The following is a 15,416-nucleotide window of genomic DNA, read 5'->3' on the forward strand; positions in this document are numbered from 1 at the left end:
GAGTTTATGGACATGAGCGACACCACCACCGCGCCGAAGGCCAAGAAATCCGTCGCACTCTCCGGCGTGGCCGCGGGTAACACCGCGCTGTGCACCGTCGGCCGCAGCGGCAACGACCTGCATTACCGCGGCTACGACATCCACGACCTCGCCGCCAAGGGCTCGTTCGAGGAAGTGGCTTACCTCCTGGTCCACGGCGTGCTGCCGAACTGGATGGAGCTGAACGCGTACCGCGCCAAGCTGAAGCGCCTGCGTGGCCTGCCCGCGCCGGTGAAGGGCGCGCTGGAGCTGCTACCCGCCGCGACGCATCCGATGGACGTCATGCGCACGGGCGCGTCGGTGCTCGGCACCGTGCTGCCGGAGAAGGAAGACCACAACGTCACCGGCGCGCGCGACATCGCGGACCGCCTGATGGCGAGCTTCGGTTCGATTCTGCTGTACTGGTACCACTTCAGCCACAACGGCAAGCGCATCGAGACCGAAACCGACGACGACTCGATCGCCGCGCACTTCCTGCACCTGCTGCACGGGCGCAAGCCGAGCGAACTGCATTCGCATGCGCTCGACCGCTCGCTGGTGCTCTATGCCGAGCACGAGTTCAACGCCAGCACGTTCACGGCGCGCGTCATCGCCGGCACCGGTTCGGACATGTATTCGGCCATCACCGGTGCGATCGGCGCGCTGCGCGGTCCGAAGCACGGTGGCGCGAACGAAGTCGCGATGGAGATCATCGCACGTTACCGCGACGCGGCCGAGGCGGAAGCCGATATCCGTGCGCGGGTGGAGCGCAAGGAGATCATCATCGGCTTCGGCCACCCGGTCTACACCGTGTCCGATCCGCGCAACGAGATCATCAAGGAAATCGCGCGCAAGCTCTGCACCGACGGCGGCAATCCGCGTCTGTTCGAGGTTTCGGAGAAGATCGAGAAGCTGATGTGGGAACTGAAGAAGATGTTCCCCAACCTCGACTGGTACTCGGCCTCCGCGTACCACATGATGGGCGTGCCGACGGCGATGTTCACCCCGCTGTTCGTCATCGCGCGCACGTCGGGCTGGAGCGCCCATGTGATCGAGCAGCGCCAGGACGGCAAGATCATCCGCCCGAGCGCGAACTACACGGGTCCGGAAGACCAGACCTACGTGCCGATCGAGAAAAGGTAAGGCACCCGCCGCGGCTCGATCGGTAGGAGCGCGCCCTGCGCGCGACAGCTTCTCGCGAGGAGCGACAGGTGCCGCTCCTACCCGGTCCGGATCACAGGGCCGCCGCCAGGCGCGTGGCCTTGTCGATCGCCCGCTTGGCGTCCAGCTCGGCCGCCACGTCGGCACCGCCGACCAGCCGCACGTCGACGCCCTTCGCGACCAGCGCCTCGTGCAGTTCGCGATTGGGCTCCTGGCCCGCGCATACGATCACGTGATCGACGTCGAGCACCTGCGGCTTGCCGTCGATCACCACGTGCAGCCCCGCATCGTCGATGCGCTCGTAGCTCACGCCGCCCAGCATCTGCACCCGCTTGTTCTTCAGCGTGGCCCGGTGCACCCAGCCCGAGGTCTTGTTCAGGCGTCCGCCGGGGCGACCTTCGCTGCGCTGCAGGAGCCACACCTGCCGCTCCGGTTTCTCCGGGCGCGCCGGCATGAGACCGCCCGGCGTCGCCATCGTCATGTCCACGCCCCATTCCTTCGTCCAGCGCGAGACGTCCGTGGTGGGGGAGGGTGTGGCTTCAGTCAGGAACTCGGCCACGTCGAAGCCGATGCCGCCCGCGCCGATGATCGCGACCTTCTCGCCGACGGGTGCGTCGCCATGGAGGACGTCGAGGTAGCTCAGCACCTTCGGATGGTCCGCGCCCGGCAGGTCGAGCGCGCGCGGCAGCACGCCCGTCGCCAGGATGACGGTATCGAATCCGTCGCGGACGAGCGCGTCGGCCGTCGCGTCGGTGCCGAGGCGACGCTCGACGCCCGTGGTGTCGAGGCGATGGTCGAAGTAGCGCAGGGTCTCGTGGAACTCTTCCTTGCCCGGGATGCGCTTGGCCATGTTGAACTGGCCACCGATGGCCGATGCGCGGTCGAACAGCGTCACGGCGTGGCCGCGTTCGGCGAGCGTGGTGGACGCGGCAAGTCCGGCCGGACCGGCTCCGACCACCGCGACGCGCTTCTTCGCGGTCGCGGGCGCGATCACGAGCTCGGTCTCGTGGCAGGCGCGCGGATTGACCAGGCACGACGCGCGACGGTTCACGAACACGTGGTCGAGGCACGCCTGGTTGCAGGCGATGCATGTGTTGATGGTTTCCGGTCGCGCCGCGCGCGCCTTGTTCACCCAATCCGGATCGGCCAGCAGCGGGCGGGCCATGGACACCATGTCCGCGTCGCCCTGCGCGAGGATCCGCTCGGCGACGTCCGGCATGTTGATGCGATTGGTGGTCACGAGCGGGATGCCGACCTCGCCTTTCATCCGCCGCGTCACCCAGGTGAAGGCGCCGCGCGGCACGCTGGTGACGATGGTCGGTACGCGCGCTTCGTGCCAGCCGATGCCCGTGTTGATGATCGTGGCGCCGGCCGCCTCGATGGCCTTGCCCAACGTGACGATGTCCGTCCACGACTGCGCTTCGTCGACGAGGTCGAGCATCGACAGCCGGTAGACGATGATGAAGTCCCTGCCGACCGCCTCGCGCATGCGGCGGACGATCTCGACGGGAAATCGCATGCGGTTCTCGCTCGAGCCACCCCAGCGATCGGTGCGCTTGTTGGTGCGCGCCGCGAGGAACTGGTTGATCAGGTAACCCTCCGAGCCCATCACTTCCACGCCGTCGTAGCCGGCGTCCTGCGCGAGCTTCGCGCTGCGCACGAAGGCGTCGATGCTGCGTTCCACGCCGCGCGCCGAAAGGGCGCGGGGAGTGAACGGCGTGATCGGCGACTTGATCCGCGATGGCGCGACGGAAAACGGCTGGTACCCGTAACGCCCCGCGTGCAGGATCTGCATGCAGATCTTCCCGCCCTCGGCGTGCACGGCCCGCGTGACCTTGCGATGGCGACCGACGTGCCATGGCATCGACATCGTGCCCGACATCGGCTTCAGCCAGCCCTGGATGTTCGGCGCGATGCCGCCGGTGACGATCAGGCCCACACCGCCCCGCGCGCGTTCGGCGAAGAAGGCCGCCAGCTTGTCGAAATCGGCCGCCTTGTCTTCCAGGCCCGTGTGCATGGAGCCCATGAGCACGCGGTTGCGCAGGGTGGTGAAGCCCAGGTCGAGCGGGGCAAGCAGGTGCGGGTAGGCCACGGAACGCTCCGGTTCAAACGATCGTTCGAATGATCGTCCGATCCCGGCCCGAGGGCAAGCGATAGAAGGCCCGCCGAATAGGCCCCGGATACCCGCCGCGACAGCCATCTCACTCCCGCCGCAACGGCGTTACGTCGTGTATCGCGTCCGTTACATGACGTGCGCGCTCTTCCGCCGGCTAGGCCGCGTAAACCCGCATGGATGCACGCCTCTCCGCAAATACGGCCAAAGGCACGCAACTTGCTGCGGCTCCTTCACCCCCCGTGTTGGCAGGACGCGGCGGTCGGCAAGAGAAACAGGGGTTCGCGAAGCTCATGCTATGCACACCAGGAGACTCTCCCATGCGTAAGACTCTTATCGCCACGGCGATCTGCCTCGCCACCGGACTTTCGCTGCCGGTGATGGCCGACGACACCCAGACCGGATCCTCGGGCGCCACCGCGCAGCGCCGGTCCATGGCTATCCAGTATTCCGACAGCTCCACGTACAGCGACAGCTCGACCCATTCATGGGCCGACAGTTCGACGCATACGAAGACGACCACCGGTTCGTTCAACACGACGAACGTGGCCGCGAACACCGTACTCAACGGCACCGTGAGCGACGTCAGCTCGACGATGGGCAACGTGGCCTGGAACCGCGGCGACGCCAGCGGAGCGCGTGGCGGATCCGGCGGTGACGGCTACGGCGCGAAGGGCTACGGCGGCCATGGCGGATCCGGCGGCGACGGCGGAAACGCCCGCGCCAGCGGCGCCGTGGGCGGCGATGGCTCCTCCTCGTCGGGCGACGCCTGGGCCGCGAGCGGAGCGAGCGGCGGCGGTGCATGGGGCGACGGCGGCGACGCGTCCGGCGACGGCGGCAACGCGCGTGCGCGTGGCGCGGGTTCGCATACCTCGACCGGCGGATCCACCGCCAGCACGGGCGGCGCGAGCAGCAGCACGGGCGGCGCGGGCACCTCCGGTGCGTCGACCGGCACGTCGGGCGCGTCTACCGGAACGGGCGGCGCGGGCGGCGAAGCCATGGCGGCGGGCGGCGCGGGCGGCGCCGGCGGTGCGGGTGCTTCCGGTACCGGCGGCTCGGGCTCCGGCGCGGCCGGTGGAGCGGGCGGTGCGGGTGGCTCGGCGTCCGCGAACGCCGGCTCGTTCTCGGTGGCCAACACCTTGAGTGGCGGTGCGGGCGCGGCCGGTATCACGACCTCGGTCGCGAACATCGGTGGCGGCCTGATCCAGACCGGCATCACCGTCCAGGCGAACATCAACCCGTAACAGGTTGTGCTCGGCAACAGGAACCACAGGGCGCCGTCGCGCCCTGTGGTGACCGCAGGGAACCGTCAGGACCTCGAGGACACCCAGATGCCGCAGTTTTCCAGACAACGGGTACGCCTGGCAGCGATCGTCGCGATCGTCGCCTTCAGCGGAGGAGCCGCGTCCGCCGCGACGCCGCCGCAGCAATCGCCGCCGACATCGTTCGGCCAGCCGACGCCGGTCGAGGCGCTCGGTGACATGACCGGCGGAAGCGACACCACGCACAACACCAACCAGCTGAACGCCACGATGAGCGAGGCGGATGCGAGGCGGAACATCACGGGCACGAACGTCATTTCCAGCGACGCGCTGAGCAACGCTTCCGGCATCCCCACCGTCATCCAGAACAGTGGCAACAACGTGATCATCCAGAACGCCACGATCGTGAACCTCAGGATGAATCCATGAAGATCGCCTGCGCCGTTGGCCTCGCATTGCTCGTCGCGGCACCGGCCGCGCCGGCGATGAAGGTCGAGGTGCAGACGAGTCCGGGTACGTCGTACCCGGTGAAGATGACCAGTCTCAAGGAAGCGCGTTTCCGCAACACGGTGCGGCAAAAGTACGACTTCAGCTGCGGCTCCGCGGCGGTGGCGACGCTGCTCACGTACCAGTATGGCGACCCCATCGACGAGCAGTCGGCGTTCGACATCATGTACGAGCACGGCGACCAGGCGAAGATCGGCAAGGAGGGATTCTCCCTGCTCGACATCAAGCGCTTCCTCGCCTCGCGCGGCTTCCAGGCCGACGGGTTCGACGTGCCGCTCGAACGCCTCGAGGTCGAAGGCGTTCCCGCCATCGTGCTGATCAACGAACGCGGCTACCACCATTTCGTGGTGGTCAAGGGTTACAAGAAGGGCCGCGTGCTGCTCGGCGATCCCGCCCGCGGCACGCGCGCGATGTCCCGGCGCCGCTTCGACGCGCTGTGGACCAACCGCATCGTCTTCGTCATCCACAACGAACGCGACCGCGCGATCTTCAACAGTCCGCGCGACTGGGCCGTCGCACCCGCGGCGCCCATCGCCGAAGGCATCGAGCGCAATGGACTGGGCCCCATCGTGATGCCGAAACGCGGTCCGGGGGACATATGAACACCCGACATTTCCTGATCGCCGCCGTACTCGCCGGCGGCGCATGCGCCACCGCCCAGGCGGCGGATCTCCCGCGCCATCGCGCGGTCCCCGACGCACAGCTCGACCGCATCCGCGGTGGCTACGACTTCGGCGACAACCTGAGGGCGTCGTTCGCGCTGCAACGCACCGTGCTGATCAACGGCATGGAGGCGATGCGGACGTCCATCTCGGTACCGGACATCGCGACGATGACCGCCGACCAGGCGGCCGCGCTGCAGAACGCGTTGCGCACGACCATCGTCACCAACGGCATGGGCGAGGTCGCGGGCTCGGTGCCGGGCGTGCAGACGCCCGCCGTGACGGCCCCGTCGGCCGTCGCACCGGCCGCCGCCGCGGCGAACGGCGCGGCCGCTTCCGCGAACGGCAACGCGGCGAACGCAGGAGCAGCATCGGCCGCCGTGGTTGCGACGCTGCCCAGCGCGTCGTTGCCGGGGCTCGTCGTCCAGAACTCGCTCGACAACCAGGCCATCATGGCCACCACGACGATCGACGCGTCGGTCAACACGGCCAACATGCTGCAAGACATGAGGGTATCGGAGTCGATCCGCGACGCGGTGATCCAGTTCCGGGGGAACTAACGCATGTATCGCAACGGCAGGGTGATGCAGGCTAAAACGTGCGTGAGCGCCCTGGCGCTCGCGGTGCTTCCGCTGTGGATCGGCGCGTGCCTGGCGCAGGAATCCAGCGTCGATCCGGAGCTGCGCGACAAGATCGACGCACAGGGGCGACGCATCGACGCCATGCGAACCCGCATGGCGGAGCAGCTCGCCGAGCTCGAGCAGATGAAGCGCGAGCTCGCCGCGCAGGAGCTGCAGTACAACGATCTGCGCAAGGCCGTCGGGTTGAACGCGCTCGAGGAAGCGCGGGGCGCCGCCGGCGAGCTCGCCGATCCGCGTGCGCAGGCGTCCGCGCCCGCGCAGGACGCACCCGGCGCCCCGCCACCGGGCGCACCGGCGGCACCCGCGTCGGGCCCCGTCGTCGCCACGCAGCCCGTCGGACGCCGTCCGGAAACCGACGAACGGCCACCGGAGGTCGCACCCATCTTCGACCAGCCCGGCGTGCTCACGCCGCGCGGCAAGCTGATCGTCGAGCCGTCGTACCAGTACGGTTACTCGTCGAGCGATCGCGTCGCGCTGGTCGGCTACACGGTGATCCCCGCCGTCCTCATCGGCCTCGTCGACGTGCGCCAGGTGAAGCAGACGACGCAGACCGGCGCGATCGCGTTCCGCTACGGCCTGACCAACCGCATGGAACTGGAAGTGCGCGTGCCCTACGTGGACGTGCACACCGATACGATCAGCCGCGAGATCTTCACGGGCACCGCCACCGATCGCCTGTTCACCACCAGTGGCAAGGGTATCGGCGATGTCGAAGCCACGCTGCGTTACCAGATCAACGACGGTGGCCCCGACAAGCCGTATTACATCGGCTGGTTCCGCGCCAAGTCGCGCACGGGCCGCGATCCGTTCGAGGTGACGACGGACTGTGTGACGCGTTGCATCGAGAGCTTCACCGGCACCGGCCTGCCACTGCGCAGTCCCACCGGCTCGGGGTTCTACTCCGCGCAGCTCGGCGTGACGTGGCTCTATCCCTCCGATCCGGTGGTCTTCTTCGGCAACCTCAGCTACCTGCGCAACTTCGAGCGCAAGAACGTCAGCCGTACGATCCTCGGCGGCGGCAAGCAGTTCCTGGGCGATGTGAAAGCGGGCGACATCGCCGACATCAGCATCGGCATGGGTCTGTCGCTCAACGAGAAGGCGTCGATCAGCATCGGCTACGACCAGGCCTTCGTCGCCCGCACCACGCAGGACGGCCATCCGCTCGCCGGATCGGCGCGCGCCACGCTGGGCTCGTTGCTCATCGGCGGCTCGTACCGATTCAACGACAAGGAGACGCTCAACATCACGCTGGGCGTCGGCGTCACGCGCGACACGCCGGACACCACGATCACGGTGCGCCTGCCACTCACGCTGTAGCCCTCCGGAAGGTAGCGAGCGTCACATATCCGCACGCACCTCGCTCACAGTCCCTTCACCAACGTGACGCACTCCGCGTTTCAAACACGCGGAGGTTCCCGTGCACGCCGCGCACACATCATGGATCGTTAAGATTTCGCTCGGGGGTTCGATCAAAAAATACTTAGCAGGGAGTTACCAATGCGCTCACGTCCACATCGTCATGCCAAGGTCGTCGCGGGCCTCGCGCTGGCTTCGATCGCTACCTTCGGTGCCGCCGCGCACGCGCAGGACAGCAGCAACAAGAAGTCGCAGTCGCCCGCGCTCGACAACATCAGCGTCTGGGTCGGCGGCTACTACACCAACAACGACACGACGATCGGTGCCAACACCGGCATCCTCAACACCAGCGGCGACGTGAACCTCGAAGACGATCTCGACTTCAAGAAGCACAAGACGGTGCCGCGCGTGCGCCTCGACTTCCTGATCGGCGAGCACCAGGGCTTCACCTTCGACTACTACAAGGTCGATCGTTCGAACTCGAAGAGCCTTTCCGAGCAGATCAACTTCCTCGGCAACCCGATCCAGGCCAGCGCCTACGTCAAGGGCGACCTGAAGTTCACCTTCGGCAGCGCGGCCTACAAGTGGTGGTTCGGCACCGGTAACGACGTGTTCGGCGTGGGCCTCGGTGCCGCGTACTACAAGGTCGAAGCCAGCATCTACGGCTCGGTCACCGCGCTCGGCCAGACCCAGTCCTCGGGCTCGTCCAGCGACACCAACGCCTGGGCCCCGAACCTACAGCTCGGCTGGCGCCATGCGTTCAACGACCAGTGGCGCATGTACGTCAACGCGTCGGGCGTGAAGAAGAACGGCGGTTCGCTCAACGGCCACATCTGGGATGGTGCGGTCGGTGTCGAATGGTTCCCGTGGGAGAACGTCGGTTTCGGCGCCGAGTACGCCTATACCAAGATCGACCTGCACCAGGACAAGCGTCGCTACGACCTCGACCTGGACATGAAGCTACACGGCCCCGCGGCTTACGTGCGCTTCCGCTTCTGATACGAAACTGGGTGGGAATCCAGGGGGCCGCCGAAAGGCGGCCCTTTTTGTTGGAGCGGCCCCGGCCGCGATCGCTCCTCGCGACCACCCTGGAGCTGGCGCGCGAGGCTGAGGACCGTGGCGAAGAGCCGTCGCGGCCAGGTCCGCTCCCACAGGCGCACCGAACGGCAGGGGCTCTCGTGGGAGCGGCCCCGGCCGCGATCGCTCCTCGCGACCACCCCGGAGCTGGCGCGCGAGCTTGATGACCGTGGCGAAGAGCCGTCGCGGCCAGGTCCGCTCCCACAGGCGCACCGAACGGCAGGGGCTCTCGTGGGAGCGGCCCCGGCCGCGACATCGTTTCGCGACCGCCCCGGAGCTGGCGCGCGAGCTACGCGGCGGCCTGGCGGCGGCGCGCGTAGAGCCAGCCGCCACCGCAGATGCCGGCGACGAGCAGCACGTCGAGCAGCCACGGGGCCCACGGGCGTGCCTCGAACCACGGTGCGAGCAGGTGGTCGTGCGCGATCATGCGCGCGGCCGTCCATGCGATCGCGCCCGCGCCGATGTAGACGATCACGGGGAACCGCTCGATGAGGCGCAGGATCAGCGTCGAGCCCCAGACGACCAGGGGCACGCTGATGGCCAGTCCGAGGATGACGAGGCCCATGTGCCCCTTGGCGGCGCCGGCGATCGCCAGGACGTTGTCCAGGCCCATCAGGGCGTCGGCCACGACGATGGTGCGGATCGCCGACCAGAAACCCGAGGCGGGACTGATGTCGGGATCGTGCTCCTCGTGCTTGAGCAGCTTCCAGGCGATGGGCAGGAGGAGCAGGCCGCCGGCCAGCATCAGCCCGGGCAGCTTGAGCAGCCAGATCACGGCGAAGGTCAGGAGGATCCGGATCGCGATCGCGCCGAACGTGCCCCAGAAGACGGCTTTCTTCTGCAGGTGGCGGGGCAGGTTGCGCGCGGCGAGGGCGATGACGATGGCGTTGTCGCCCGCCAGCACGAGGTCGAGCAGGACGATGGCGGCGAGGCCGGAGAGGAACTCGGGAGTGAGGAAATCCATGTGTGGGTACCTTCGCGCGCGGTGGTCGGACCAATGCGGCGGCGACGGGTACGCGCCCCCGTCGTCACCGCAAAAGTCTCGTTCCTGGCGCGAAGCCACCGCGACGACCGGGTTGCGTTGGAGCAACCGTACTGACGATCGACGCGCACGGGGCCGGGATGGCCGCCGCGGAACTACTCCCCTTCGGGTGTGTCGTGGGGCGCATTGTCCCTGTTGGGATGCACCGCGGCAAGACATCCCCCGGGGGTCACCGGCTAAAATCGCGGGCTTTCCCAACCCCTCGCGAGTGAAGTCATGAGCGCACACGACATCCGTTCCGCCACGCGTCCCGATCCGGACCAGCCGCTGGTGGACATCGCCAACTACGTGGCCGATTACCAGATCGACTCGCAGGAGGCCTACGACACCGCGCGCTACATGCTCCTGGACTCGCTCGCCTGCTCCGCGCTGGCCATGAAGTTTCCCGACTGCGTGAAGCATCTCGGCCCGGTCGTCCCGGGCGCCGTGATGCCCGGCGGCGTGCGCGTGCCGTTCACCTCGCACGAACTCGATCCGGTGCAGGCGGCCTTCGCGATCGGCACCCAGATCCGCTACCTCGACTTCAACGACACGTGGCTCGCCGCCGAGTGGGGCCATCCCTCGGACAACCTGGGCGCCATCCTCTCGGTCGCCGACTATCTGTCGCGCAAGGCGGAGAAGGAGGGCGGCAAGGCCCTGACCGTCCGCGACGTCCTCGGCTACGCCATCAAGGCCCACGAGATCCAGGGCTGCTACGCGCTAAAGAACAGCTTCAACCGCGTCGGCCAGGACCACGTGATCCTCGTCCGCCTCGCCTCCACGGCCGTCACCACGGCGATGCTGGGCGGTGGCAAGGAGCAGATCACCACCGCGGTGTCGCACAGCTGGATCGACAACGGCGCGCTGCGCACGTACCGCCACGCGCCGAACACGGGGCCGCGCAAGAGCTGGGCCGCCGGCGACGCCTGCCGCCGCGCCGTCACGCACGCCATCAACGCCGTCTACCGCAACGTGGTCGGCTACCCGTCGGCGCTCTCGGCGAAGACCTGGGGCTATTACGACGTGGCCTTCAAGGGCAACGCGTTCGAGTTCGAGCGTCCGTTCGGCAGCTACGTCATGGAGAACGTGCTTTTCAAGATCAGCTTCCCTGCCGAATTCCACGCCCAGACCGCGGTGGAATGCGCGATGCAGCTGCACGCGCAGGTCGGTTCGCGCATCGACGAGATCGAGAAGATCGTCATCGAGACGCAGGAAGCCGGCGTCCGCATCATCGACAAGACCGGCCCGCTGGCGAACTACGCCGACCGTGACCACTGCATCCAGTACATGGTCGCCGTGCCGCTGATTTTCGGCCGTCTCACGGCCGACGATTACAACGATTCGGTGGCCGCCGACCCGCGTATCGACGCGCTGCGCGACAAAATGACCGTGGTCGAGAATCCGCAGTTCACCAAGGATTATTTCGACCCGGAAAAGCGCTACATCGGCAACTCGGTGCAGGTGTTCTTCAAGGACGGCACGTCCACCCAAAAGGTCTCCATTGACTTCCCGATCGGCCACCGCAAGCGCCGCGCCGAGGGCATCCCGGTGCTGCTGAAGAAGTTCGAGGCCGCCCTGCGCGCCGAGTGGCCCGCCGAGCGCGTGGAGAAGGTGCTCGCCGTGACCTCGTCGCCCGAAAAGCTCGACGCCACGCCCATTCACGAGTTCATGACGCTCTTCACGGCTTGATAATGGCCGTGACTCAAGTATGAACGGCGGTTTTTAGCATGTGCCCAATTGTTTGATTTTTGCTAAACTGCCGCCGCCCGTTGAAGGGGTTAAAAGCGAGGGACGGCTGAAGTCCCCGGATTCGATAAGAGTTCTACGCGCGATTTCCGTCTGGGGTGGAGCGCGGACGCGAATACCAATAATGAGGAGACACCGATGAAACGTAAGGGCTTGTTTTTGCTGATTGGCTTGGCCCTGGGCGGCGTGGGTGCCGTTCACGCGCAGGAATCCGACTCGTCGGGTAACGGCTACGACGGCCGCTGGTACATCGCCCCGACGGTTGGCGGTTACTACAACGACACCGACCGCAACACGAACAGCCGCCAGGTCTACTACGGCCTGGGCGTCGGCAAGTTCATCTCCAACAACGCGTCGATCGACATCTTTGCCGATCGCACCAAGCGCGATAACGACGGTGCTGGCCACTGGTCGAACAACAGCTACGGCGTTGCCGCCCGCTTCTACGCTGGTGCGTGGGACAGCTGGCGTCCGTACCTGCTGGCCGGCGTGATGGGTTCGTACCACCACAACCCGTCCGACAACGGCTGGTCCCCGGCTGCCGAGCTCGGCGTCGGCGTGTCGAAGACCATCACCGACAGCTCCGACTTCCGCGTTGAAGCCGGCTACCGCTACGATTGGGACGACAAGACCAACGACAGCGAGAACGGCTACGGCGACTGGTTCCTCGGCTTCTCGATCGTCTCGCGCTTCGGCGAGCCGCCGGCGGCTCCGGCTCCGGCCGCTGCTCCGGCCCCGGCCGCTCCGGACTGCTCGACGCTCGACAGCGACGGCGACGGCGTGAACGATTGCGACGACAAGTGCCCAGCCACGCCGGCTGGCACGATCGTCGGTCCGGACGGTTGCCCGCAGAAGGTCGTCATCGACCTGCGCGGCGTCAACTTCAAGTTCGACCGTCCGAAGAAGGGCGAGACGAACATCGGCCCGACCCTGCAGGAGCCGACCAGCGAGTCGCTGGGCGTCCTCGACCAGGCTGTCGACACCCTGCAGCGTTACCCGCAGGTCAAGGTCACGGTTGCCGGTTACACGGATAGCGTCGGTAAGGACGCTTACAACCAGGGCCTGTCCGAGCGTCGCGCGAAGATCGTGTACGACTACCTGACCTCGCACGGCATCGGTGCGGATCGTCTGGAAGGCCCGATCGGCCACGGCGAGAACAACCCGATCGACACGAACGACACGGCCGAAGGCCGCGCTCGTAACCGTCGCACGGAGCTGCAGGTTCAGCAGTAAGCCGCGCAAGATCGGTAGCAACACAAAGGAGCCCGGCGAAAGCCGGGCTCTTTTTGTTGGAGCGGACCCGATGGCCCGGAGCTGGCGCGTGAGCTCGATGACCGGGGCGAAGAGCTGTCGCGGCCAGGTCCGCTCCCACAGATGCATCGAACTGTTGGAGCGGACCCGGCCGCGACATCTTCTCGCGAAGCCCCGGAGCTGGCGCGTGAGCTCGATGACCGGGGCGAAGAGCTGTCGCGGCCAGGTCCGCTCCCACAGCTGCATCAAGCGGCAGCGGGCTCTTGTTGGAGCGGACCCGGCCGCGACCGCTTTTCGCGATAGCCCCCGAGCTGGCGCGCGACCGTGATGACCGGGGCGAAGAGCCGTCGCGGCCAGGTCCGCTCCCACAGCTGCATCAAGCGGCACCGGGCTCTTGTTGGAGCGGACCCGGCCGCGACCGCTTTTCGCGAAGCCTCGGAGCCGTCGCGGCCGCGACCTGCTAACCTCCCAGCCGTCTGGCCGTAAGGACGTCCATAAGGGGGCGCATGAAAGTCGTAACCGGATGGTTGGTCGCCGCCGCGCTCGCCTGCGCGGGCTGTGCGACGCATGCCGTTTCGCCGACCTCCACCGGTGACGCCGCGCATCCGGTCGCGGCGCGGGGCTGGGTGAGGACGGAGCTCTACTTCGGCCTGGGCGCCGCCGATGCCGCCTCCGGCGTGAGCGACACGGCCTGGCGCGCGTTCCTCGATGCCGAAGTCACGCCACGGTTTCCCAGTGGACTCACCGTGGTCGACGCCTACGGTCAGTGGCGTGACCCGGGGCAGGGCACGCCCGAGCGGCTGCGCTCGAAGGTCCTGATCCTTCTGCACCCCGATACGCCGGCCGCCCGCGCCGATATCGACGCGATCCGCGCCGCGTGGAAAGCGAAAACCGGCGACCGGTCCGTGCTGCGCGTCACCCAGCCCGCCGAGGTTTCCTTCTGATGGTGAAACAACCTTCCACGGCGCGCCGTTTCGGCGGCGGCGACCTCAACGGCCTGCTCGGCCTCGTGGTCGACAACCTGTCGCTGCTCGCCTTCATGGCGACCGCGCTCATCGGGATCTTCGGCATGCCCGCCGACCTGGTGTTCCGCCGCATGTTCCCCGGCACGGCGCTCGGTGTCCTGTTGGGCAACCTCGCCTATACGTGGATGGCCCGCCGGCTCGCCCTGCGCACGGGACGCAGCGATGTCACCGCCATGCCGCTGGGCATCGACGCGCCGACGACCATCGGCATGGCGTTGCTGGTGCTCGGTCCGGCCTACGCGGGCTATCGCCAGTCCGGACTCGACGAGCTCGCCGCCGGTGAGGCGACGTGGCACCTGGGCATGGCGTCGCTGGTCGTCATGGGTGCCCTGAAATTCGTGCTCTCGTTCTTCGGTGCGTGGGTGCAGCGCTCGGTGCCGCGCGCGGGCCTGCTCGGATCGATCGCGGGCATCGCGCTGGTGCTGATGGGCTTCCTGCCGCTGGTGGAGATCATGCGCGTCCCTGTCGTGGGCTTCGCGGGTCTGGGCATCGTGCTCTACGCGCTGATCGCGAAGCGGCGCCTGCCGTTCGGTGTGCCCGGTGTGCTCGGTGCCTTCGTCGTCGGTGTCCTGCTGTACTACGGTCTCGGGCCCTTCGGTCTGCTCGGCACCGGCTACCACGCCCCTTCGGCCTGGCAGTGGCGCATCGGCTTCCCCTGGCCCAGCCTGGGTTTCCTCGCGGGTCTGCCGGCCACCGTGCCTTACCTGCCGCTGATCCTCCCCTTCGGCCTGCTCATGGTCGTCGGCGGCATCAACGTCACCGAGAGCGCCCGCGCGGCCGGTGACGACTACGCCACGCGCGACATCCTGCTCGTCGAGGCGCTGGCGACGCTCGTCGCGGGCATCTGCGGCGGCGTCGCGCAGACCACGCCCTACATCGGCCAGCCGGCCTACAAGGCGATGGGCGCGCGGACCGGCTACACGCTCGCCACGGGCCTGGTCATCGGTCTGGGCGGTGTCTTCGGTTACCTGTCGAATCTCGTCGAACTGCTGCCGGTGGCCGTGCTCGCGCCGATCCTCGTGTTCGTGTCGATCGGCATCACGACGCAGGCGTTCGAGGCGACGCCGCTGCGCTACGCGGGAGCGGTCGTCTTCAGCTTCTTCCCGGCGATCGCGCGCATGCTGGCGATCAAGCTGGGCGATCCGGGCATCGTGGATCCCGCGCATTTCGCGGCGCTCTACGGCGACGGGAGCCACGGCGTCTCGCCGCTCGCGGTGATCGTGATCCTCGGCAACGGGTTCATCATCACCTCGATGGTCTGGGCGAGCTTCGTCGTGGCGATGATCGACGGGCACGTGCGAAAAGCCGCCGGCATCGTGGCGCTGGGTGGGGTGCTCACGGCGTTCGGCCTGATCCACTCCGTGCAGCCGATCGGTTCCGTCTACCTGCCGTGGCTGCTCGATGCCGCGAACCAGGCGCTGGTCTGGCCGTTCGTCGCGGCGTACGGAGCGCTCGCGGTGGTGCTGCTCCTGCTTTCCATGGCTCCCGAGAAAGCCGCGATTCCCCGCTGAACGCCGCCGCGCGGCTTGAATTGCCGGCAGGGGGCAGCCACCCTCTGGAGTCTGTCCCAAGGAAT

Annotated in this window: 13 protein-coding genes; 11 read left to right on the top strand and 2 right to left on the bottom strand. The window is 67.6% G+C overall.

Annotated elements, in window-relative coordinates; genetic code table 11:
• The first annotated feature begins 12 nt into the window (after positions 1–12).
• On the top strand, positions 13–1,161 hold the full coding sequence (prpC, locus tag J2X58_RS00250) for a 2-methylcitrate synthase (RefSeq protein WP_310045816.1): 1,149 nt from the start codon (positions 13–15) through the stop codon (positions 1,159–1,161).
• Between the two features lie 91 nt (positions 1,162–1,252).
• On the opposite strand, the gene J2X58_RS00255 is transcribed toward prpC, so the two are convergent.
• Positions 1,253–3,271, bottom strand: coding sequence for an NADPH-dependent 2,4-dienoyl-CoA reductase (locus J2X58_RS00255; protein WP_310045817.1), 2,019 nt, complete (start codon positions 3,269–3,271; stop codon positions 1,253–1,255).
• A 341-nt stretch (positions 3,272–3,612) separates the two neighbouring features.
• Here J2X58_RS00255 and J2X58_RS00260 point away from each other — a divergent pair, with 341 nt between their 5' ends.
• From J2X58_RS00260 to J2X58_RS00285, 6 genes are all read left to right on the top strand, one after another.
• The gene (locus J2X58_RS00260) at positions 3,613–4,536 is read left to right on the top strand and encodes a hypothetical protein (protein ID WP_090054933.1); all 924 of its coding nucleotides are present in this window, start codon (positions 3,613–3,615) and stop codon (positions 4,534–4,536) included.
• Positions 4,537–4,623: 87 nt separating this feature from the next.
• Positions 4,624–4,983: a hypothetical protein gene (locus tag J2X58_RS00265; protein WP_139206077.1), complete on the top strand. Its 360-nt coding sequence runs from the start codon at positions 4,624–4,626 to the stop codon at positions 4,981–4,983.
• Positions 4,980–5,663: a C39 family peptidase gene (locus J2X58_RS00270; RefSeq protein ID WP_090181061.1), complete on the top strand. Its 684-nt coding sequence runs from the start codon at positions 4,980–4,982 to the stop codon at positions 5,661–5,663. The genes J2X58_RS00265 and J2X58_RS00270 overlap by 4 nt, the downstream gene beginning before the upstream one ends.
• Positions 5,660–6,283 (top strand): hypothetical protein, encoded by a 624-nt coding sequence (locus J2X58_RS00275; protein ID WP_310045822.1) that lies wholly within the window; start codon positions 5,660–5,662, stop codon positions 6,281–6,283. Before J2X58_RS00270 ends, J2X58_RS00275 begins: the two co-directional genes overlap by 4 nt.
• Positions 6,284–6,325: 42 nt before the next feature.
• Positions 6,326–7,681, top strand: a complete 1,356-nt coding sequence (locus J2X58_RS00280; RefSeq protein ID WP_310045824.1) for an acetate kinase — start codon at positions 6,326–6,328, stop codon at positions 7,679–7,681.
• Positions 7,682–7,861: 180 nt separating this feature from the next.
• Positions 7,862–8,719 (top strand): outer membrane beta-barrel protein, encoded by an 858-nt coding sequence (locus J2X58_RS00285; protein WP_090054927.1) that lies wholly within the window; start codon positions 7,862–7,864, stop codon positions 8,717–8,719.
• A 367-nt stretch (positions 8,720–9,086) separates the two neighbouring features.
• Here J2X58_RS00285 and J2X58_RS00290 read toward each other — a convergent pair whose 3' ends face one another.
• On the bottom strand, positions 9,087–9,761 hold the full coding sequence (locus J2X58_RS00290) for a TerC family protein (RefSeq protein ID WP_090054925.1): 675 nt from the start codon (positions 9,759–9,761) through the stop codon (positions 9,087–9,089).
• Between the two features lie 294 nt (positions 9,762–10,055).
• Between J2X58_RS00290 and J2X58_RS00295 the strand changes: the two genes are divergently transcribed.
• The 4 genes from J2X58_RS00295 (at position 10,056) to J2X58_RS00310 (ending at position 15,351) form a co-directional block, all read left to right on the top strand.
• Positions 10,056–11,507, top strand: a complete 1,452-nt coding sequence (locus J2X58_RS00295; protein WP_310045827.1) for a bifunctional 2-methylcitrate dehydratase/aconitate hydratase — start codon at positions 10,056–10,058, stop codon at positions 11,505–11,507.
• Between the two features lie 195 nt (positions 11,508–11,702).
• The gene (locus J2X58_RS00300) at positions 11,703–12,797 is read left to right on the top strand and encodes an OmpA family protein (protein WP_090054922.1); all 1,095 of its coding nucleotides are present in this window, start codon (positions 11,703–11,705) and stop codon (positions 12,795–12,797) included.
• A gap of 524 nt (positions 12,798–13,321) precedes the next feature.
• Positions 13,322–13,759, top strand: a complete 438-nt coding sequence (locus tag J2X58_RS00305; protein WP_090054920.1) for a DUF3574 domain-containing protein — start codon at positions 13,322–13,324, stop codon at positions 13,757–13,759.
• A complete protein-coding gene (locus J2X58_RS00310; RefSeq protein WP_310045829.1) occupies positions 13,759–15,351 on the top strand; it encodes a hypothetical protein in 1,593 nt (530 codons plus the stop codon). The genes J2X58_RS00305 and J2X58_RS00310 overlap by 1 nt, the downstream gene beginning before the upstream one ends.
• Positions 15,352–15,416 lie beyond the last annotated feature (65 nt).

It is taken from the genome of Luteibacter sp. 3190 (assembly GCF_031456385.1).
Lineage (GTDB): Bacteria > Pseudomonadota > Gammaproteobacteria > Xanthomonadales > Rhodanobacteraceae > Luteibacter.

Bases quoted from the DNA above. Each gene is read 5' to 3' on its own strand.
- J2X58_RS00270 (WP_090181061.1), top strand. From the start codon at position 4,980: ATGAAGATCGCCTGCGCCGTTGGCCTCGCATTGCTCGTCGCGGCACCG.
- J2X58_RS00285 (WP_090054927.1), top strand. From the start codon at position 7,862: ATGCGCTCACGTCCACATCGTCATGCCAAGGTCGTCGCGGGCCTCGCG.
- J2X58_RS00305 (WP_090054920.1), top strand. From the start codon at position 13,322: ATGAAAGTCGTAACCGGATGGTTGGTCGCCGCCGCGCTCGCCTGCGCG.
- J2X58_RS00275 (WP_310045822.1), top strand. From the start codon at position 5,660: ATGAACACCCGACATTTCCTGATCGCCGCCGTACTCGCCGGCGGCGCA.
- J2X58_RS00295 (WP_310045827.1), top strand. From the start codon at position 10,056: ATGAGCGCACACGACATCCGTTCCGCCACGCGTCCCGATCCGGACCAG.
- J2X58_RS00310 (WP_310045829.1), top strand. From the start codon at position 13,759: ATGGTGAAACAACCTTCCACGGCGCGCCGTTTCGGCGGCGGCGACCTC.
- J2X58_RS00260 (WP_090054933.1), top strand. From the start codon at position 3,613: ATGCGTAAGACTCTTATCGCCACGGCGATCTGCCTCGCCACCGGACTT.
- J2X58_RS00265 (WP_139206077.1), top strand. From the start codon at position 4,624: ATGCCGCAGTTTTCCAGACAACGGGTACGCCTGGCAGCGATCGTCGCG.
- J2X58_RS00300 (WP_090054922.1), top strand. From the start codon at position 11,703: ATGAAACGTAAGGGCTTGTTTTTGCTGATTGGCTTGGCCCTGGGCGGC.
- prpC (WP_310045816.1), top strand. From the start codon at position 13: ATGAGCGACACCACCACCGCGCCGAAGGCCAAGAAATCCGTCGCACTC.
- J2X58_RS00290 (WP_090054925.1), bottom strand. From the start codon at position 9,761: ATGGATTTCCTCACTCCCGAGTTCCTCTCCGGCCTCGCCGCCATCGTC.